The organism is Serratia sp. GW822-FHT06E05 (assembly GCF_058799445.1).
The window spans coordinates 344,428-365,449 of the sequence record NZ_JBXALM010000003.1 but is presented as its reverse complement, the minus strand read 5'-3'; the positions used below and the strand labels follow the sequence as shown (position 1 = coordinate 365,449).

Annotated in this window: 17 protein-coding genes; 9 read left to right on the top strand and 8 right to left on the bottom strand. The window is 56.5% G+C overall.

From position 1 onward, the window contains the following. Positions 1 to 2: 2 nt before the first annotated feature. The 8 genes from panF to acuI form a co-directional block, all read right to left on the bottom strand. Positions 3 to 1,448, bottom strand: a complete 1,446-nt coding sequence (panF, locus tag AC1RKC_RS11670; protein ID WP_122080321.1) for a sodium/pantothenate symporter — start codon at positions 1,446 to 1,448, stop codon at positions 3 to 5. Then, positions 1,438 to 1,680: a YhdT family protein gene (locus AC1RKC_RS11665; protein WP_128864515.1), complete on the bottom strand. Its 243-nt coding sequence runs from the start codon at positions 1,678 to 1,680 to the stop codon at positions 1,438 to 1,440. The genes panF and AC1RKC_RS11665 overlap by 11 nt, the downstream gene beginning before the upstream one ends. A 239-nt stretch (positions 1,681 to 1,919) precedes the next feature. Then, positions 1,920 to 3,269 carry an acetyl-CoA carboxylase biotin carboxylase subunit gene (accC, locus tag AC1RKC_RS11660; RefSeq protein WP_020832086.1) on the bottom strand — a complete coding sequence of 450 codons (1,350 nt, stop codon included), beginning with the start codon at positions 3,267 to 3,269 and terminating at the stop codon, positions 1,920 to 1,922. 10 nt (positions 3,270 to 3,279) lie between these two features. Next, positions 3,280 to 3,744, bottom strand: a complete 465-nt coding sequence (gene accB, locus AC1RKC_RS11655) for an acetyl-CoA carboxylase biotin carboxyl carrier protein (protein ID WP_020832085.1) — start codon at positions 3,742 to 3,744, stop codon at positions 3,280 to 3,282. 31 nt (positions 3,745 to 3,775) lie between these two features. Beyond that, positions 3,776 to 4,228 (bottom strand): type II 3-dehydroquinate dehydratase, encoded by a 453-nt coding sequence (gene aroQ, locus AC1RKC_RS11650; RefSeq protein WP_020832079.1) that lies wholly within the window; start codon positions 4,226 to 4,228, stop codon positions 3,776 to 3,778. A gap of 241 nt (positions 4,229 to 4,469) precedes the next feature. Then, entirely contained in the window at positions 4,470 to 5,069 is a 600-nt protein-coding gene (gene msrQ, locus AC1RKC_RS11645; protein WP_493092486.1) for a protein-methionine-sulfoxide reductase heme-binding subunit MsrQ, read from the bottom strand. Beyond that, a complete protein-coding gene (gene msrP / locus AC1RKC_RS11640) occupies positions 5,070 to 6,071 on the bottom strand; it encodes a protein-methionine-sulfoxide reductase catalytic subunit MsrP (protein ID WP_041415723.1) in 1,002 nt (333 codons plus the stop codon). It lies immediately after the preceding gene. 251 nt (positions 6,072 to 6,322) lie between these two features. Next, positions 6,323 to 7,300 (bottom strand): acrylyl-CoA reductase (NADPH), encoded by a 978-nt coding sequence (acuI, locus tag AC1RKC_RS11635; protein ID WP_493092485.1) that lies wholly within the window; start codon positions 7,298 to 7,300, stop codon positions 6,323 to 6,325. A gap of 296 nt (positions 7,301 to 7,596) precedes the next feature. On the opposite strand from acuI, the gene csrD reads away from it, so the two are divergent. The 9 genes from csrD (at position 7,597) to tldD (ending at position 20,902) form a co-directional block, all read left to right on the top strand. Continuing rightward, complete coding sequence (csrD, locus tag AC1RKC_RS11630; RefSeq protein WP_187961974.1) at positions 7,597 to 9,531, top strand: RNase E specificity factor CsrD; 1,935 nt, start codon at positions 7,597 to 7,599, stop codon at positions 9,529 to 9,531. Positions 9,532 to 9,943: 412 nt separating this feature from the next. Further along, complete coding sequence (gene mreB, locus AC1RKC_RS11625; protein ID WP_012147106.1) at positions 9,944 to 10,987, top strand: rod shape-determining protein MreB; 1,044 nt, start codon at positions 9,944 to 9,946, stop codon at positions 10,985 to 10,987. Between the two features lie 94 nt (positions 10,988 to 11,081). Beyond that, complete coding sequence (gene mreC, locus AC1RKC_RS11620; RefSeq protein ID WP_041415027.1) at positions 11,082 to 12,083, top strand: rod shape-determining protein MreC; 1,002 nt, start codon at positions 11,082 to 11,084, stop codon at positions 12,081 to 12,083. After that, complete coding sequence (gene mreD / locus AC1RKC_RS11615) at positions 12,080 to 12,568, top strand: rod shape-determining protein MreD (RefSeq protein ID WP_012147104.1); 489 nt, start codon at positions 12,080 to 12,082, stop codon at positions 12,566 to 12,568. Before mreC ends, mreD begins: the two co-directional genes overlap by 4 nt. A 10-nt stretch (positions 12,569 to 12,578) precedes the next feature. After that, complete coding sequence (locus AC1RKC_RS11610) at positions 12,579 to 13,163, top strand: Maf family protein (RefSeq protein ID WP_020832069.1); 585 nt, start codon at positions 12,579 to 12,581, stop codon at positions 13,161 to 13,163. Between the two features lie 38 nt (positions 13,164 to 13,201). After that, on the top strand, positions 13,202 to 14,671 hold the full coding sequence (gene rng, locus AC1RKC_RS11605; protein ID WP_020832068.1) for a ribonuclease G: 1,470 nt from the start codon (positions 13,202 to 13,204) through the stop codon (positions 14,669 to 14,671). A 105-nt stretch (positions 14,672 to 14,776) separates the two neighbouring features. Continuing rightward, positions 14,777 to 18,592, top strand: a complete 3,816-nt coding sequence (gene yhdP / locus AC1RKC_RS11600) for an AsmA2 domain-containing protein YhdP (protein WP_493092484.1) — start codon at positions 14,777 to 14,779, stop codon at positions 18,590 to 18,592. Beyond that, positions 18,589 to 19,449: a deaminated glutathione amidase gene (nit1, locus tag AC1RKC_RS11595; RefSeq protein WP_020832065.1), complete on the top strand. Its 861-nt coding sequence runs from the start codon at positions 18,589 to 18,591 to the stop codon at positions 19,447 to 19,449. Before yhdP ends, nit1 begins: the two co-directional genes overlap by 4 nt. 7 nt (positions 19,450 to 19,456) lie before the next feature. Continuing rightward, the gene (tldD, locus tag AC1RKC_RS11590; RefSeq protein WP_046372542.1) at positions 19,457 to 20,902 is read left to right on the top strand and encodes a metalloprotease TldD; all 1,446 of its coding nucleotides are present in this window, start codon (positions 19,457 to 19,459) and stop codon (positions 20,900 to 20,902) included. Positions 20,903 to 21,022: the final 120 nt, after the last annotated feature.

Genomic DNA, 21,022 nt, shown 5'->3' with positions numbered 1-21,022 from the left:
CTTTAAGAGGCTAATGATGACGCCACTCGGCGCTTTTCGCCTATGACGTTACCGATATAAAACGCCAGCAGGCTAAGCAGCAGCGAAGGCACAATAGGGTGCAACCCTGCTAGCTGCAGATTAAAGCTGGCCAATAGCGTATAGCATACCGCACCCGTCACCATTGAGCTAAGTGCTCCCTGCGCATTGGCGCGTTCCCAGTACAGGCCCAGCACCAGTGGCCACAGGAATACCGCTTCCAGGCCGCCAAATGCCAGCAGGTTCAGCCAGATGATCATTTCCGGTGGCCGCCAGGCCGCCAACAGCACCAGCAAGCCGAGAATCAACGTGGTCAGGCTGGAGAAGCGTTTGATCAGGCGCTCGTTCTGCATGTGCTGTGGGCGTACGCCAAGGTAGAGATCTTTGATGATGGTGGCGGAAGATTGCAGCAATTGGGCGTTAATGGTCGACATGATTGCCGCCATCGGCGCCGCCAGGAAAATACCGGCGGCATAAGGCGGCAGCACGGTGATCATCAGCGTCGGGATCACCTGATCGGGGATCTTCAGGTCCGGCAATACCGCACGGCCCAGCGCGCCAGCCAGATGCATGCCAAACATCAGCACCGCGACCACCATGGTGCCGAGGATGATCCCGCGATGCACCGCCTTGCTGTCCTTGTAGGAGATGCAGCGCACCGCCGTGTGCGGCAGGCCAATCACGCCAAAGCACACCAGTATCCAGAACGATGCCATAAACGGCAGGCTGAGGATCTGTTCACCGCCCTGCGGTGATACCAGCGCGGGGTCAATCTGTTGCAGCTTATCCACGGCGCTGTGCAGGCCGCCGGCGGCGTGAATCACCGCAACCAGCAGCAGCACGGTGCCGATCAGCATCACCAGCCCCTGCATGGCGTCATTGAGCACGCTGGCGCGGAAGCCGCCAAAGGCGGTATACAGCGCGATGCTGATACCGAAGATCAGCAAACCGGTGTCGTAAGGAATACCGGCGGCGGTTTCCAGCAGGCGCGCGCCGCCGATAAACTGCACCGTCATGGCACCCAGGAACGCCACCAGCAGGCTGAGGCTGGCCAGCCAGACCAACAGACGACTTTGATAGCGGCCGTAAAGCATATCGTTCAGGGTAATGGCGTTGTAGCGGCGCGCCAGAATGGCAAACTTCTTGCCCAGCACGCCGAGTGAAAGCCAAACCGCCGGCAGTTGGATCATCGCCAACAGCACCCAGCCAAGGCCGTATTTATAGGCGGCGCCGGGGCCCCCGATAAAGGAACTGGCACTGATATAGGTGGCGGTCAAGGTCATGGCCAATACGAAGCCGCCCATCGATCGGTTGCCCAGAAAATATTCGCTGAGGAAGTTGCCGCTCTGGCGTCGGCTATAGGCGTAAACCGACAGCCCGAACACCAGCACCAGATAGGCGACCAGCGGCAGAATGACTTCAGTTTGCATCGCCGTCCTCCAGCGAAATATCACGGAATATGCCGCGTACCATTAGCCAACACAGGCCGATGAACAGCAGCGGAACCAACAGGCAGGCCATTTCGAACCAGTGCGGCAGACCGGTAATACCGGATGCGCTGTCCGGCAGATAGGCTGCCAGCGCCCAGGCCAGCAGATAAAGCAGCGTCAGGCCCAGTGCCCAGCGCGCCTCGCGGTGAGCTTGAATAAAACGTGTGTCCATCCGTTTCTCCAATATACCCGTCATACTTGAAGCTGCCTCTGTGTTGGCTGCGCTCACTTACCCGAATCACTTACTACAGTAAGCTCATCGGGATGCGCTCCTTTGCCGCCTTGATGCAACTCCAATTATTTAGGGTATACAACTATTATGGATTTGATCATCCATTGAGTGACCCAAAGCAGTAAAGAAAAAGGCCGGTGATTAACCGGCCTTCTGTCAGGCGATGCGAATAGCCTGCCTTAGGTTTCCTGCAGACCGAGCTTTTTCTCCAGATAGTGGATGTTGGTGCCACCGTGCTGGAAGTTTTCGTCGCTCATGATCCGCTGTTGCAGTTCAACGTTGGTTTTGATGCCATCGATGATCAGCTCAGCCAGGGCGTTCTTCATGCGGGCAATCGCCACGTCACGGTTTTCACCGTAGGTGATCAGTTTGCCGATCATGGAATCATAGTACGGCGGTACGGTATAACCGGCGTAAATATGAGATTCCCAACGCACGCCGAAACCGCCTGGCGCATGGAAACGGGTGATCTTGCCTGGGCTAGGCAGGAAGGTGTTCGGGTCTTCGGCGTTGATACGGCATTCCACCGCGTGGCCGTGAACCTTCACTTCTTCCTGTTTGATCGACAAAGGCTGACCGGCAGCGATACGCAGCTGCTCTTTGATCAGATCCACGCCGGTGATCATCTCGGTAACCGGATGCTCAACCTGAATACGGGTGTTCATTTCGATGAAATAGAACTCGCCGTTTTCATACAGGAACTCGAAAGTGCCCGCGCCGCGGTAACCGATTTCCACACAGGCCTTCGAGCAGCGCTCGCCGATATAACGGCGCATTTCGCTGGTGATGCCCGGTGCCGGAGCCTCTTCAACCACTTTCTGGTGGCGACGCTGCATGGAGCAGTCGCGCTCGGCCAGATAGATGGCGTTACCCTGACCGTCCGCCAACACCTGAATTTCGATATGGCGTGGGTTTTCCAGGTATTTTTCCATGTAAACCATGTCGTTGTTGAAAGCCGCTTTGGCCTCCGCCTTGGTCATGGAAATGGATTGCTCGAGGTCTTTGTCGCTGCGCACTACGCGCATGCCACGACCGCCGCCGCCGCCGGATGCCTTGATGATAACCGGGTAGCCGATGCGCTTGGCGAAGGCACGGTTTTTATCCATGTCGTCGGTCAGCGGGCCATCAGAGCCAGGTACGCAAGGCACGCCAGCTTTCTTCATGGCATTGATGGCAGAAACCTTGTCGCCCATCAGGCGGATAGTTTCGGCTCTCGGGCCAATGAAGATAAAGCCGGAGCGTTCGATCTGCTCGGCGAAATCGGCGTTTTCAGACAGGAAGCCGTAGCCCGGGTGGATCGCCACTGCGCCGGTGATTTCAGCCGCAGAGATGATTGCCGGGATATTCAGGTAACTTTTTACCGATGGCGCAGGACCGATACACACGGTCTCGTCAGCCAGCAGTACGTGTTTCAGATCGCGATCGGCTGTCGAGTGCACGGCAACGGTTTTGATGCCCAGCTCTTTACAAGCACGCAGGATACGAAGCGCGATCTCGCCACGGTTGGCGATAACAATTTTATCAAGCATGTTCGCCTCGTTATTCGATGACGACCAGTGGCTCGTCAAATTCTACCGGTTGGCCGTTCTCTACCAGGATGGCTTTCACCACGCCGGATTTGTCCGCTTCGATCTGGTTCATCATTTTCATTGCTTCAACGATGCACAGAGTGTCGCCGGCGTTCACTTTCTGGCCGACTTCGATGAAGGCTTTCGCATCCGGGCTTGGCGTGCGGTAGAAAGTACCGACCATTGGGGAACGAACGACGTGGCCACTCATGGCCGCTGGTGCTGCAGGCGTTTCGGCTGGCGCGCTGGCAACGGCGGTAGCCAGTGCTGGCTGCGGCTGTGCTGGCATTGCGTATGCCTGTGGCATCATTGGGTAAGCCTGCGCTGGAGCAGCGCGGCTGATGCGAACTGACTCTTCGCCTTCAGAAATTTCCAGTTCAGAAATACCTGATTCTTCAACCAGTTCGATCAGTTTCTTGATTTTACGAATATCCATGAGTGTGATTCCGTACTCTTTTGCGTAGCAATTAGTGGGTTTTCGACAGACGGTTAACCGCTGCCTGTAAAGCAAATGTGTAGCCATCCGCGCCGAGGCCGCAAATCACGCCTACCGCAATATCGGAGAGGTAAGAGTGATGGCGGAAAGGCTCTCGGGCATGCACGTTGGAGAGGTGGATCTCGATAAACGGGATCTGCACCGCCAGCAATGCATCACGCAGCGCCACGCTGGTATGCGTGAACGCGGCAGGGTTAATCAGAATAAAATCTGTGTTGCCGCGCGCCTGATGTATGCGGTCGATCAGCGCATGTTCGGCGTTAGACTGCAGATGGCTCAGGGTAATATCCAGTGCGGATGCCTGGTTTTCCAATCCGTTAACAATCTCTGTTAACGTCGTGCTGCCGTACTTCTCCGGCTCACGCGTCCCCAGCAGATTCAGATTGGGGCCGTTCAGAAGCAAAATGTGAAACTTATCCGCCATTGTGCTGGTATCTCCGGCAATAAAACCATCATCGTAGAAAATAACCCGACGTCACAGATTTGTCACCTGTTAAGGGGAAAATTCACCCTGAGAACAGGAACAAGGTCGGGCATTATAACGATATCGTAGCAATTCGCAGCTAAATACTGGTCTTATCAGCGAAGATATTCAACCCTAAATCAGTAAACTGGCCAGGGCGATATTGCATTATGAGGGGTAGAACACAGAAAAGTTCCGGCTTTTAACGCCACCAATTGCGGAATTTCTTGTATCGCAGCGCCAGTAGCGCGACGGCCAGCAGAGCATAAATGAAGGGCTGCGGCGAAAAGGTTTTTACCGACCACAGGTAGTGAATCGGTGCCAGGATCGCCACCAGATAGACCAGATTATGCAACGTCTGCCATTTGGCCCCCAGTTTGCGCATCGCCCACAGCGTGGAGGTTGCGGCCAGCGCCAGCAGGATCAGCCAACTGATGATGCCGAGCGTCAGGTAAGGGCGGGTGACCAGTTCACGCCCCAGCAGGCCGATATTGCTCAGCCCCAGCTCCAGCGTCGAATAGCTTATCAGATGCAACGTGCCCCAGGCAAAACACCATAGTCCCACCAGACGACGACAGCGAATCAGCAGCGGTTGCCGGGCATAGCGCGCCAGTGGCGCAATCATCAAGGTTGCCAGCAACAGTTTCAACGTCATTCTGCCGGTAAAGTGTTGAATGTCTTTGGCCGGATCGGCGCTGAACCAACCCTGGTCCACCGACAGCACCAGCCAGAGAAAAGGCAGGAATGCCGCCAGATAAATGGCGACCTTAATCCACTTGATATGAGCCGGAGTTAAACGCACCTAAAAATTCTCCCTTAGATCCAGGCCGCGGTACAGCGACGCTACCTGTTCGCCATAGCCGTTAAACAGCAGCGTGGGTTGGCGTTTAACGTCCAGAATGCCGCCGGAGCCGATAAAGCGTTCGGTGGCCTGTGACCAGCGTGGATGATCGACGTTCGGGTTTACGTTGGCATAGAAGCCGTACTCATTCGGCGCAGATTCATTCCAGGTTGTGGGCGGCTGATCGCGCACCAGACGGATATGGACTATCGACTTAATGCCTTTAAAGCCGTATTTCCAGGGGGTGATCAACCGCAGCGGCGCACCGTTTTGCGGCGGCAGCGTTTTGCCGTATACGCCGACGGTCAGCAGGGCCAATGGGTTCATGGCCTCATCGAGACGCAGCCCTTCAACATAAGGGTATTTCAGCCCGCCGCCGATAAAACGATCCTTCTGGCCTGGCATCTGCTCCGGATCGTACAGCGTTTGGAAAGCGACGTAGCGGGCATTGCTGTTCGGCTCCGCCAGCTTGATCAGCTTACCCAGCTCAAAGCCAATCCAGGGCACGACCATCGACCAGGCCTCCACGCAGCGCATACGGTAGATGCGTTGTTCCAGCGGGAAGCGTTTGATCAAGTCATCGATATCCAATGTGATCGGTTTGGCGACTTCGCCGTCGATACGTACTTTCCAGCCTTCGGTTTTCAGGCCGCCGGCATTCGCGGCAGGATCGGCTTTATCCAGACCGAATTCGTAGAAGTTGTTGTAACCGGTGACTTTGTCTTCCGGCGTCATGGCCAGTTGCGCCTGCCAGGCCGCAGGCTTGCTGAATGCCAGCGGTTTACCGGCGGGGGCCTTGGGCCGATCGTTGCCTTTGAACCATGACAGCAAATCGGCCTGCGCATTAAGCGGCAAGGCCAGCGACGCGGCGGTGATACCCAACGCCTGCAGCACTTTGCGCCGCTGATGGAACACGCTCTCGGGCGTGACATCGGCTTCGGTCAATTTAGGGGGCTTTCTCATGGTGTTTTCTCCGCGTTTCATCCCCGCCGCCTTTCAGGTGCGGGTACTCAAACCTGCTCCCGTCAGAGTGACTGTAGGGGGTAACCTTCTGAGCCCGATTAACGCGGACGCAGCATGCAACGCCCCTACAGTATGCTGGGGTATCTGTGTTGTAAGCATGGCGTGAAATCAGGCTATATGCGAGAGGGCGCGGGAAAATATGAAATTTCGCAGGCGGATGTTCCCCCCGTTGCCGGGGGGCGATTTAAGCTTTAGCGGATTTTAACCAGAGTGCGACCGGTTACTTGATGATTCAGCAGCGCGGCGGCGGTGGCCGGTGCCTGTTCCAAAGTGATTTCCTGGGTGGCCTGTTGGTAGAAACTGTCAGGCAAAATACCGGCTAGCCGTTCCCACGCGGTTTGGCGGCGATGCAGTGGCGTATGCACCGAGTCCACGCCCTGCAGGCGAACGTTGCGCAGGATAAACGGCATCACCGTGGTGGGCAGGTGATAGCCACCGGCCAGGCCACAGGCGGCGACCGTGCCGTTATAATTCATCTGCGCCAGTACTCGTGCCAGCAGGGTGTCACCGACGGTATCTACCGCCCCGGCCCACAGTTGCTTTTCCAGCGGACGCGGGGCTTCCAGGTAGCCGTCGCGCGACAGGACTTCTTTGGCGCCCAGCGCTTTCAGATACTCGGTATTGCTCTCGCGGCCGCTGATGGCGGTGACGTGATAGCCCAACGCCGCCAGAATGGCGATGGCCGTGCTGCCTACGCCGCCGCTGGCACCGGTAACCAAAATATCGCCGTCGTCCGGGCGCACGCCACCTTCTTCAAGCGCCATCACGCACAGCATGGCGGTAAAGCCGGCGGTACCCAGGATCATCGCTTTGCGTTCATCCAGCCCGTTTGGCAAGGGCACCAGCCATTCGCCTGAGACTCGTGCCTGTTCAGCCAGGCCACCCCAGTGGTTTTCACCCACGCCCCAACCGGTGAGCACCACGCTTTGGCCTTTTTTAAAACGATCGTCGCGGCTTTCGCGTACTGTACCGGCGAAATCGATGCCTGGCACCATCGGGAAGTTACGCACGATCTTGCCTTTGCCGGTGATCGCCAACGCATCTTTATAGTTAAGGCTGGACCAGTTGACGTCTACCAGGACATCGCCGTCGGGCAGCAGATCGCTGCTGATATCCTTGATGTGAGCCAGAGTTTGATCGCCTTGTTGTTCCAATAACAGTGCACGCATGTCACTCTTCCTCTTGTTTGCATTTTTGCCATGGATGGCTGAACCAGATTTAATTGACTATATGCATATAAGAAATTTATGTCCTGATAAAAGACAAAAAAGGGTGATTGAAGGTTTTCTTCGTTGTCGAGGCTTGGTAGCTTGGGTGTCGTGAACCGACAACGGGTATCGCCGGAGCGGTACCCGCTATTCATTAAAAAAATCAGGATATTGTGTTGGATTCATTTGAGCGGATTCGGGGCCTTTATACTTCCAAAGGTGAAAACTCACGTAACCATACCGGACAAGGCACAGGGATGCGATTCACCACCAAACTCTCTGCATTGATCACCTTGCTTGTTGCTTTGGCGATGTTTTTGATGCTGATGGGCTGCTCATACAGCTTCTTTTACGTCACTCAGGAGCGTCTGGATCGCCGCTTCGAGTCGCTGATGACCTCACTCGACCAAGCGATGCTGCACGAATCCCCAGAGGAACAGAAACGCTGGTTGCCGTTGGTGATGCGTCCACTGGGTATTGTGGCGGTCAGCGTGGATACCAGCCACAGTAACCTCCTTTCCTATAAATTGCCGACGCTCAACAAACAGCCCTGGGATCCGCTCAACGGTTACAGGCAGGTGGCTTTGCCGCTGATGCAGCATCCCGGCGCGGCACTGCAAATTACTTATATCGATCCTTTCGCCAGCGACGTACGCTCGTTGCAATCTACCGCCGCCGTGACGCTTTCGATCGTTGTGATGGTGGTGATCTTGCTGTTTAGCCTGCGCTGGCTGCGCGATCAGGCCGACGGAGAGGATCGGCTGGAACGCCGCGCACGGCGCATTCTTAACGGTGAAAGAGAGAGCGTGATGCAGGGCGATATGCGCGAATGGCCAGCAAACGTCAGTGGCGCGCTCGATCGTTTACTGGCGGATTTGGCGGAAGCGCGCGAGGAACGTAATCGGGTCGATACCTTGATCCGCGCCTTTGCCGCTCAGGATGCCAAAACCGGCCTGAATAATCGACTGTTCTTCGACAACCAGCTAACCACTCAACTGGAAGAGGAAGGCTCGCACGGCATTGTGATGATGGTGCGACTGCCCGATTTTGACACGCTGCGGGAAATTCACGGCAACGGCGCGGTGCAGGAACTGATGTACTCGCTGGTCAATCTGCTGTCGACCTTCGTGATGCGCTATCCGGCGGCGCTGCTGGCGCGTTATTTCCACAGCGATTTCACCGTATTGTTACCGCATCGAACCCTGAAAGAGGCGGATGGCATTGCTTCGCAGCTGGTCCACGCGATTGATGCCTTGCCTTCAACGGCGCTTATCGATCGTGAAGCATTCCTGCACATTGGCATCGTGGCGTACCGCAGCGGACAAACCACCGAACAGGTGATCGATTACGCGGAGCAGGCAACGCGCCATGCTACGTTGCAAGGCGAAAACGGCTGGTACGTTTATGACAGCCAGGTGCCGGAAAAAGGGCGCGGCAGCGTCAAGTGGCGCACCCTGCTGGAACAGGTGCTGGCGCGGGGAGGCCCGCGTTTGTATCAGAAACCGGCGGTGACGGTAGAAGGGGAAGTGCATCACCGTGAGATCATGAGCCGGATCTACGATGGCACCCAGGAACTGCTGCCATCGGAGTATATGCCTCTGGTGCGACAGTTAGGGCTGGCGGAAAGCTACGATCGTCAACATCTGAGCCGTATTCTTCCTTTACTGACGCTGTGGCCCGAAGAGACATTGGCCTTTACGCTGAGCGTAGACTCACTGTTGCAGCGTAGTTTCCAGCGTTGGCTGCGTGATAGCCTGTTACAGTGTGAAAAAAGTCATCGTCGGCGAATTCTGATTGAACTTGCAGAGGCAGACGTGTGTCAACATATCGACCGTTTACGTCCGGTACTGAAGTTACTGTCAGGGCTGGGCTGTCGTCTGGCGGTGTCCCAGGCCGGGTTAACCGTGGTAAGTACCTCCTATATCAAGTCCTTACCAGTGGAATTGGTTAAGCTCCATCCGGGTCTGGTGCGGAGTATTGATAAGCGTGATGAAAATCAGCTGTTCGTTCAAAGCCTGACCGGCGCCTGTGAAGGCACCAGCACTCAGGTTTTCGCCGCCAGCGTGCGGACGCGTAATGAGTGGCAGACGCTGAAAGAGCGGGGGATCCTCGGTGGACAGGGCGACTTTTTCGCGTCGCCGGAACCGATAGACGTCGGGCGTAAAAAATATTCGCGTCGTTATCGTGTTTAACCTGAATACCGAACAAAAATTAACGTAGAATGAGCGCCAATTCATCTGGGCTTTTTTCTCTGTCATTTTGGGATAACCCCCAAACTGCCTGCGACAATGACGCCTATTTGATATAGGCTCTTGTCAGTCCTTTTCTGTTGAACGTTGGTAGGTGCTTACCACCAGCGGCAATCAGGGAATATGTTAGATTTTATGAGCTGTGTTACGCCGTTTCGTGCGCTGACAGGGTGGTAAACTGAGCCTTTGTTCAGGGAATTCAGGCCTCATCCAATTTCCGTGCATTCGAGCAGAAACAATACAGACTATTTTTCACCGAAGTAGAACGTTTTTGCGCCTTGTCGCTGCTTCGTGTGGTTGGTAAAGTAGGCGGATTTTATTTTCCGCCCCCAGCTTGCAGGATTATCCTTTAGTTATGTTTAAGAAATTTCGTGGCATGTTTTCCAATGACTTGTCCATCGACTTGGGTACCGCCAATACCCTGATTTATGTTAAAGGGCAAGGCATTGTACTGAACGAACCGTCGGTGGTTGCCATTCGCCAGGATCGTGCCGGTTCACCCAAGAGCGTTGCGGCCGTGGGTCATGAGGCTAAACAAATGCTGGGGCGTACGCCCGGCAACATCGCGGCTATTCGTCCGATGAAAGACGGCGTGATCGCCGATTTCTTCGTGACCGAAAAAATGCTGCAGCACTTTATTAAACAGGTTCACAGCAACAGCTTCATGCGGCCAAGCCCGCGCGTGCTGGTGTGTGTGCCGGTTGGCGCAACTCAAGTTGAGCGCCGCGCCATCCGCGAATCTGCCCAAGGGGCCGGTGCGCGTGAGGTGTTTCTGATTGAAGAACCTATGGCTGCCGCAATCGGTGCCGGCCTGCCGGTTTCTGAAGCGACAGGTTCCATGGTGGTGGATATCGGTGGCGGTACCACTGAAGTGGCGGTGATCTCACTGAACGGTGTGGTCTACTCTTCTTCTGTACGTATCGGTGGTGACCGTTTCGACGAAGCTATCATTAATTACGTGCGTCGTAACTACGGCTCACTGATCGGTGAAGCAACTGCCGAACGTATCAAGCATGGCATCGGTTCCGCTTATCCGGGCGATGAAGTGCATGAAATCGAAGTTCGCGGCCGTAACCTGGCTGAGGGCGTGCCACGTGGCTTTACCCTGAATTCCAATGAAATCCTTGAAGCGCTGCAGGAGCCGTTGACCGGCATCGTCAGTGCGGTGATGGTGGCGCTGGAGCAGTGTCCACCAGAGCTGGCTTCCGACATTTCCGAACGCGGCATGGTGTTGACCGGCGGTGGCGCATTGCTGCGCAACCTGGATCGCCTGCTGATGGAAGAAACCGGTATTCCGGTGGTCGTGGCAGAAGATCCGCTGACCTGCGTAGCCCGCGGCGGTGGCAAGGCGTTGGAAATGATCGACATGCATGGCGGCGATTTGTTCAGCGAAGAATAGTCAGCCCCAAGAAGGAGGAATCGTATCGGGTGAATGCGCAAAGCGAAAATCAGGTACGGTTCCTCTTTCTGTTGTCGAGGAACACGCATAATTTATGAAGCCGATTTTTAGCAGGGGGCCTTCCCTGCAACTACGACTTTTTTTGGCGGTGATCGTGGCCATTGGCCTGATCGTTGCCGATAGCCGTCTCGGTACGTTCGTGAAAATACGTAACTACATGGACACGGCCGTCAGCCCTTTCTATTTTTTGGCCAATGGGCCACGTAAAGTTTTGGACAGCGTTTCAGAAACGCTGGCTACCCGCCAACAGCTGGAGCTGGAAAACCGGGCTCTGCGGCAGGAACTGCTGCTGAAAAACAGCGATATTCTTCTTCTTGGCCAATTCAAGCAGGAAAACGCCCGCTTGCGTGAGCTGTTAGGCTCGCCGCTGCGCCAGGACGAACACAAAATGGTCACTCAGGTGATCTCGACCGGCTCGGATCCTTACAGCGATCAGGTAGTAATCGACAAAGGATCGGATAACGGCGTTTATGAAGGCCAGCCGGTCATCAGTGATAAAGGCGTAGTGGGCCAGGTGGTGGCGGTGGCTAAAGTCACCAGCCGCGTGTTGCTGATCTGCGATGCTTCACATGCGCTGCCAATTCAGGTGCTGCGCAACGATATCCGGGTGATCGCCGCAGGCAGCGGCTGTGCCGACGATTTACAGCTCGAACATCTGCCGAACAATACCGATATCCGCGTGGGTGATGTGCTGGTCACATCCGGCCTTGGCGGCCGCTTCCCTGAAGGCTATCCGGTGGCGGTGGTGTCCTCGGTCAAAGTGGATAATCAGCGCGCCTATACCGTGATTCAGGCTCGACCAACCGCAGGGCTACAGCGCTTGCGCTATCTGCTGCTACTGTGGGGGGCCGATCGTAACGGCGACATGCCGTTGCCGCCCGATGAAGTTCATCGCGTCGCCAATGAGCGTCTGATGCAGATGATGCCGCAGGTTCTGCCGCCGGCTGATGCGGTGGGGCCGCAACTGCCTCTGCCTGCTCCGGCAACCGGGGCCGCGGTACAAACCGCTGCTCCTGCTGCGGGAGTCACGCAATGAATCGTTACCGCAGCAACGGGCGCTGGATAATCTGGCTGTCATTCCTGGTGGCGCTGGTGCTGCAAATCATGCCGTGGCCGGAACAGATCTACATGTTCCGTCCCTCCTGGCTGGCTTTGATCCTGATCTACTGGGTGATGGCGTTGCCTCATCGGGTTAACGTCGGCACCGGCTTCGTGCTGGGGCTGATTATGGATCTGATCCTCGGTTCCACGCTGGGCGTACGCGCGCTGGCGTTAGGTATTATTGCCTATCTTGTGGCGTTCAAATTCCAACTGTTCCGCAATATGGCGCTCTGGCAACAGGCGCTGATCGTCGTGCTGCTGTCACTGGCGATGGACGTTGTGGTGTTCTGGGCCGAGTTTTTAGTGATCAACGTTTCTTTCCGCCCAGAGGTGTTCTGGAGTAGTGTGGTAAACGGCATCCTGTGGCCTTGGTTGTTCCTGTTGATGCGAAAAATTCGCCGTCAGTTCGCCGTACAGTAAGGGTATAACAATGACTTCGCTTTATCTGGCCTCCGGCTCTCCCCGTCGACATGAATTACTGACCCTGTTGGGCGTCCCCTTTGAAGTTATCCTGACGGATACCGAAGAGCAGCGGCAGGAAGGGGAATCCGCGGAAGCCTATGTGCGCCGTCTGGCGCAGGATAAGGCCAAAGCCGGCGTGGCGCTGGCACCGCAGGCGTGGCCGGTGCTGGGTGCCGATACCATTGTGGTGCTCAATGGCCGGGTGTTGGAAAAACCTCAGGACGAGACGCACGCGGCACAAATGCTGGCGGCGCTGTCGGGTAAACAGCATCAAGTGATGACTGCGGTGGCGATCGCCGATCGCCATGACGTTCTGTGCCAACTGGTGGTGACGGACGTGACATTCCGCAACCTGTCACAGCAGGATATCTGCGACTATATTGCTACGGGCGAGCCGATGGATAAAGCGGGCGCCTACGGAATTCAAGGAAAGGGTGGTTGTTTCGTCAGAACGATAACCGGGAGTTATCATGCGGTGATGGGCCTGCCGTTAGTCGAAACACATGAGCTGCTCAGTAATTTTGTCGCATTACGTGATGTAAGAACCGGTTGATGGGCGCTGCCATTATCGACCGGCTCTGAGGAGAAGGCATGACAGCTGAGCTACTGGTTAATATCACACCGTCTGAAACGCGGGTTGCCTATATTGATGGCGGCATCCTGCAAGAGATCCATATCGAACGCGAATCCAAGCGCGGCATCGTCGGCAATATTTATAAAGGGCGCGTAAGCCGCGTGTTGCCGGGCATGCAGGCGGCATTCGTCGATATCGGCCTGGATAAAGCGGCCTTCCTGCACGCTTCCGATATCATGCCGCACACGGAATGTGTCGCCGGCGATGAGCAGAAAAATTTCCACGTGCGTGACATTGCCGAACTGGTGCGCCAGGGACAGGATCTGATGGTCCAGGTGGTGAAAGATCCGCTCGGCACCAAGGGTGCACGCCTGACCACCGACATCACTTTGCCTTCGCGTTACCTGGTGTTTATGCCAGGGGCGGCGCACGTTGGCGTTTCGCAGCGTATAGAAAGTGAAGCCGAGCGCGATCGCCTGAAAAAAGCGGTGGCCGGTTACTGTGATGAGCTGGGCGGCTTTATCATCCGCACCGCGGCTGAAGGCATTGGCGAAGAAGAGTTGGCGCAGGACGCCGCTTTCCTCAAACGCCTGTGGACCAAGGTGATGGAGCGTAAAAAACGCAACCAGACCAAATACAAATTATACGGTGAGTTGGCGTTGGCGCAGCGCATTTTGCGTGACTTCGCCGGCGCGGCGCTGGACCGGATCCGCGTGGATTCCCGCCTGACCCACGATCTGCTGGTGGAGTTTACCGGTGAGTACATCCCGGATATCACCGCCAAGCTGGAGCTGTACACCGGCAGCCAGCCAATCTTCGATCTGTACGACGTCGAAAACGAGATACAGCGTGCGCTGGAGCGCAAGGTCGAGCTGAAGTCCGGCGGTTATCTGATCATCGATCAGACCGAGGCGATGACGACCGTGGATATCAATACCGGCGCCTTTGTCGGCCACCGCAATCTCGACGAAACCATCTTCAACACCAATATCGAAGCGACCCAGGCCATTGCCCGCCAACTGCGGCTGCGCAACTTGGGCGGCATTATCATCATTGACTTCATTGATATGAATAATGAAGAACATCGCCGTCGAGTATTGCATTCGCTGGAGCTGGCGCTGAGTAAAGATCGGGTAAAAACCACGATCAACGGCTTCTCTCAGCTAGGCTTAGTGGAAATGACGCGTAAACGTACGCGGGAAAGCATTGAACATGTGCTGTGTAACGATTGTCCTACCTGTCAGGGACGCGGCACGGTGAAAACAGTGGAAACCGTGTGCTACGAAATTTTGCGTGAAATTGTGCGCGTGCACCATGCTTATGATTCAGATCGTTTCCTGGTTTACGCCTCTGCGGCGGTGGGTGAGGCGCTGAAAAGCGAAGAGTCCCATGCGCTGGCCGAAGTGGAAATCTTTGTGGGCAAGCAGGTGAAGGTACAAATCGAACCTTTATACAGCCAGGAACAATTTGACGTTGTCATGATGTAGTTCGCCCGTTGGTGGCTAAAGTCAGACATGAGTGGGGCTCAGCATACTGAGCCCCATCGTGCATAGATATTCCCGTTGCCAGGCAGCGGAAGCAAGGAGAACTGCGTGAGGCGACTGCCTGGGATTTTGTTAGCTACAGGCGCCACTCTGATTGTCATCGTGGCGTTGCTGATCAGCGGGCTGCGTCTGGCGCTGCCTGAACTGAACAACTATCGCCCTCAATTGCTGGCAAAGGTTGAAAGCCTCTCCGGCGTGCCCGTACAGGTCGATTTCATCCAGGGCAGTTGGGAAACTTTTGGCCCACAGCTTGAAATGCGCAACGTGCGCGCCACGCTGCCCAAAAGCAATCTGAAGATTGAACGCGTGACCTTGGCGCTGGACGTGTGGCAATCGCTGCTGCATTTGCGCTGGCAGTTCCGCGATCTTACCTTTCACCAACTCCAGTTCGATCTTAACACCACGCTGGGCGGCGATGAGCACCAGGGTAGCACCATCGAACCGGGTAAAATCACCGATTTGCTGCTGCATCAGCTGGATCATTTCGACCTGCGCGACAGCCGCATCTCATTCCTGACGCCCGCCGGCGCGCGTGCCGAATTCGAAATCCCGCAGTTGACCTGGCTGAACGGCCGCGATCGTCACCGGGCAGAAGGGCAGATCAGCCTGTCGACGCTGAACGGTCAGCATGGTGTGGTGCAACTGCGCATGGATCTGCGTGATAACCAAGGGCTATTGAATACCGGCACTGTCTATATGCAGGCCGACAATATCGATATGAAGCCCTGGTTCACCCGTTGGCTGCGTGCCAATACCGGGCTGGAAAGCGCAGACTTCAGTCTGGCGGCCTGGCTGCAGATCCAAAATGGTGAAATCGCCACCGGCAGTGCATTACTGAAACAGGGGGCGGCCAACTGGAACGTGGGGACTCAAGCTCATCGGCTCGACGTGGACAACCTGGCGCTGACGCTCAGCCGTCAGGGTACCGGCTGGCAGGTGGACGTTCCGCAGTTGAACCTGGCCACCGACGGTCAGGCCTGGCCACAGGGTAAACTGTCTGCGCTGTGGTTGCCGGAAAACACCGAGTTCCTGGGCCCAGGGCAAACCGAAGAGCTTCGCGTGCGCGCCACTGACATTCAGCTTGAGCGCCTGGCCGCGCTACTGCCGACCTTCTCTTTCCTCAGCCCGGACGTGCTGGATCGCTGGAACGATCTGCAACCGCAAGGCAAGGTCAACGCGTTGGCGTTGGATATCCCGTTGAAACAACCGGAAAAAACGCGTTTCCAGGCCCTTTGGCAGGATGTCAGCTGGCAGCACTGGAAACTGTTGCCCGGCGTGAATCACTTCTCCGGCGCACTGAGTGGCGGTGTGGAAAATGGTCGTCTGCAGCTTGATCTCAATAACAGCACCTTGCCGTATGGCGATATGTTCCGGGCACCTCTGGAAATCAGCAGCGCGCGGGGGGCTCTGACCTGGCAGAACAATGACCAGGGCTGGGAACTGGCGAGCCAAAACCTGGATGTGAAAGCCAAATCGCTGTGGGTTAACGGTGACTTCCGCTATCAGCAGCCGGCCAAAGGCGACCCGTGGCTGAATATTCTGGCAGGTATCCGTCTGTACGACGGCGCGGACGCCTGGCGCTACTTCCCTGAGCCCCTGATGGGCAAGCATCTGGTGGATTACCTCAGCGGCGCCATCCAGGGTGGGCAGGTGGATAACGCCACGCTGATCTACAACGGCGATCCGCAGCATTTCCCATACCGCAAAAACGAAGGTCAGTTTGAGGTGTTTGTCCCGCTGCGTCATTCCACCTTCCAGTTCCAACCGGATTGGCCGGCGTTGACCGATCTGGCTATCGATCTCGACTTCGCCAATGAGGGGCTGTGGATGAACGCTCCGCAAACCAAATTGGGTAAAGTCGATGGCAAAAATGTCAGTGCCGTCATTCCGGACTACCTGAAAGAGCGTTTGTTGGTGGATGCCGAGGTCGCGGGCCAGGGGGGGGAAATCCATGACTATTTCAAACAGACTCCGCTGCACGATTCATTGGGCTCGGCCCTGGATGAACTGCAGATTGGTGGTAATGTCAGTGGGCGCTTACACCTCGATATTCCGTTGAACGGCGAGCTGGTGCGCGCCACCGGTGAAGTTGCACTGAACAATAACTCACTGTTGGTGAAGCCTATCGACAGTGAGCTGCAAAAGGTCAGCGGCAAGTTCCGTTTTGATAACGGCAACCTGAGCAGCGATACCCTGTCTGCCAATTGGTTTGGACAGCCGGTGGCGGTGGATTTCAACACTCAGGAAGGGAAAAACGATTACAAGGTCAACGTTGGCCTGAAAGCTGACTGGCAACCGGGCAAATTCCCTGGCATCCCGCAGGAAGTGAGCGATGCACTGAGCGGCAGCGCCCCTTGGCAAGGCCAAGTGGCTATTGTCTTGCCTCATCAGGGCGCGGCCAGCTATGACATTGGCGTTGATGCGGACCTTAAGAAAGTAAGTAGTCACTTACCTTCGCCATTAGATAAACCGGCGGGTGAGCCATTGCCGCTGAGCGTAAAAGTGAAAGGCGGTCTGAATGGACTCATGCTGACCGGCAGTGCTGGCAAACAAAACAAATTCAACAGCGAATGGACCTTCGCCAAACAGCAGGTCACGCTGGCACGGGCGGCCTGGCAGACCGCTGGTAGTGGAACCCCACCGTTACCGAACGGAAAATCTCTGACGCTGAACTTGCCGCCGCTGGACGGTGAGAAATGGCTGGGCCTGATGGCACCGGCGCTGAAACAAAGTGGCGGTATGGGCAAGGTGGGCGGATTTAACTTCCCGACCACCGTCGCACTAAAAACGCCACAGCTGCTGCTAGGCGGTCAGGCGTGGCATAAGTTGACGCTGTCGGCAGAGAAGCAGCTGGGGGCCACGCTGGTCAGCGCCAAGGGCGATGAGGTTGATGGCAGTTTACGGGTGGCGGACCGGGGGCCGTGGCGCGCCGATATCAATTATCTCTATTACAACCCGCAGTTTGACGCCGCTAAGAGCACTCCGACGGCGACCGCAGCTGCGCAGGTGGCCGCAGACAAGGTTTCCTTCCGCGACTGGCCGTCGCTGATGCTGCGCTGTAAGTCGTGCTGGGTGATGGGGCAGAACCTCGGCAAGGTTGAGGCGGATTTGACCAATCAGGGGGATACCCTCCTGCTGACGCACGGGTTAGTCGATACCGGCAAAGGGCGCATGACCGCCAGCGGTTTATGGAAACAGAATGCCCAGGAGGAGCGCAGCTCGCTGAAAGGTAAACTGCTGGGTGCCAAAATTGATGAAACCGCGGCTTTCTTCGGCATCACCACGCCGCTGAAAGGCGCACCTTATGACGTCGATTTCGATCTCTACTGGCGCGGCCAGCCGTGGAAACCGCAGTTGAACACCCTGAGTGGCGCGCTGAAAATCAATATGGGCAAGGGCGAAATCGACAGCATGGGCGGCGGTCGTGCCGGCCAGCTGTTGCGTCTGGTGAGCTTCGATGCCCTGTTACGCAAGCTACAGTTCGATTTCAGCGATACCTTCGGCAAAGGCTTCTACTTTGACTCCATCCGCAGCACCTCGTGGTTGAAAGATGGCATAATGCATACCGATAACCTTTTGGTAGACGGGCTGGCAGCGGATATCGCCATGAGCGGGCAAATTGACCTGGCGCGTCGGCAGATTGATATGGAAGCGGTGGTGGCGCCGGAAATTTCAGCCACCGTCGGCGTGGCGACGGCATTCGTGATTAACCCGATTGTCGGTGCTGCGGTGTTTGCCGCGTCCAAAGTGCTGGGGCCGCTGTGGAACAAGATTTCGCTGATTCGTTACCATATCGGCGGCAGCCTGGATCAGCCGAAGATCAATGAGGTGTTGCGTAAGCCAAAGGAGGATAAGGCGTCATGAGAAATGCTAACGTTGCGTTGTTACAGTTGTGCAGTGGCGATCGGGTGCGTGACAACCTGGCCCAGATTGAACAGCAGATTAAGCAGCTCAATGCCGGGGTAAAACTGGTAATGACGCCGGAGAATGCGCTGCTGTTCGCCAACTCTGCGGCCTATCGTGAGCATGCGGAGCAACAGGGCGACGGGCCGTTGCAAAACGCGGTGCGCGAAATGGCGCGACGCTATGGCGTGTGGTTGCTGGTCGGCTCCATGCCGCTGGTCAGCCGCGAAAATCCTGCGCTTATCACTACCAGCAGCCTGCTGTTTGACGATCAGGGCGAGATCCGGGCGCGTTACGACAAGCTGCACATGTTCGACGTGGACATTAACGACTCCCACGGCCATTATCGTGAGTCGGACACCTATCAACATGGCCAACAGCTCACGGTAGTGGATACCCCGGTCGGTCGGCTTGGCATGACCATCTGCTACGATTTGCGCTTCCCGGCGCTGTTCCAGGCGTTGCGAGCGCAGGGCGCTGAACTGATTTCCGTGCCTGCAGCCTTTACTCGCGTGACCGGCGAAGCGCACTGGGAAATACTGCTGCGCGCAAGGGCGATTGAAAACCAGTGTGTGATCCTGGCGCCGGCGCAGGTCGGCAGCCATGGCCCGACTCGCCGCACCTGGGGCCACTCGCTGGCGGTAGACGGTTGGGGCAAGGTGCTGGCCGAAAACGCGGATGCGGTCTCGGCGTTGAAAGTGCGGGTTGACACTACCGGCCTCAAAACGATTCGTGAGCAGATGCCGGTGTTGCAACACAACAGATTCCAGATGTCGCTGACGGCGCCGTTTGAAAAAAACTCCTCCATTAAAGAGTGAAAAAATTATGAGCCTGACGTTTGTCAGTGAGCAGTTACTTGCTGCGAATAAGTTGAGCCACCAAGACCTGTTTTCCGTCCTGGGGCAACTGGCAGAACGCCGCCTCGATTATGCCGATCTCTATTTCCAGTCGAGCTACCATGAAGCCTGGGTGATTGAAGACGGCATTATCAAGGATGGTTCTTACAATATCGATCAAGGGGTCGGGGTGCGCGCCGTCAGCGGCGAAAAAACCGGCTTCGCCTATGCCGATCAGATCACCCTGAACGCTTTGCAGCAGAGCGCACAGGCGGCGCGCAGCATCGTACGTGACAAGGGCAACGGCCAGGTACATACCCTGGGCGAAATAAGCCATAAGGCGCTGTACCCGCTGCTTGATCCGCTGCAAAGCCTGCCGCGTGAAGAAAAAATTGCCTTGTTGCATCGCGTTGATAAGGTGGCCCGCGCTACCGATAAGCGCGTACAGGAAGTCAGCGCCAGCATCACCGGCGTATATGAGCAGATCCTGGTCGCGGCTACCGACGGCACCCTGGCGGCGGACGTGCGCCCCTTGGTGCGTTTGTCCGTCAGCGTGCTGGTGGAACAAGACGGCAAGCGTGAGCGCGGCTCCAGCGGCGGCGGCGGTCGTTTTGGCTATGATTATTTCCTGGAAATCGTCGAGGGTGACGTTCGCGCCGATGCCTACGCCAAAGAGGCGGTGCGCATGGCGTTGATCAACCTGTCTGCCGTTGCGGCGCCGGCGGGCAATATGCCGGTGGTGTTGGGCGCAGGCTGGCCAGGCGTACTGCTGCATGAGGCGGTAGGCCACGGCCTGGAAGGTGACTTCAACCGTCGCGGTACGTCGGTGTTCAGCGGTCAGATGGGCCAACTGGTGGCTTCCGAGCTTTGCACCGTAGTGGATGACGGTACTCTGCAAGGGCGTCGTGGGTCACTGGCTATCGATGACGAAGGCGTACCGGGTCAGTACAACGTGCTGATTGAGAACGGCATCCTGAAAGGCTACATGCAGGACAAGCTCAATGCGCGCCTGATGGGCGTTGCACCGACCGGTAACGGCCGCCGCGAGTCTTATGCGCACCTGCCAATGCCGCGCATGACCAATACCTACATGCTGGCGGGTAAGTCGACGCCGGAAGAGATCATCGCCAGCGTCGAGTACGGGCTGTATGCGCCTAACTTCGGCGGCGGTCAGGTGGACATCACTTCGGGCAAGTTCGTGTTCTCCACCACCGAAGCCTATTTGATTGAAAATGGCCGCATCACCAAACCGGTGAAAGGCGCTACGCTGATTGGCTCCGGTATCGAGGCGATGCAGCAGATTTCAATGGTCGGCAACGATCTGGCGCTGGATAAAGGCGTTGGTGTATGTGGCAAAGAGGGGCAAAGCCTGCCGGTGGGCGTCGGCCAACCGACCCTGAAGCTGGACACCCTGACCGTTGGTGGTACCGCGTAACCGTCTCCTGGGGCCGGATCCCGGCCCCTATCAAACGCCATTTTGCGGCCTGCATCGCATTAACGGCAATGAGTTGGCTTTGCTTAAATTAAGAGCGATCCACTGTTTTTCCCAGCCTCA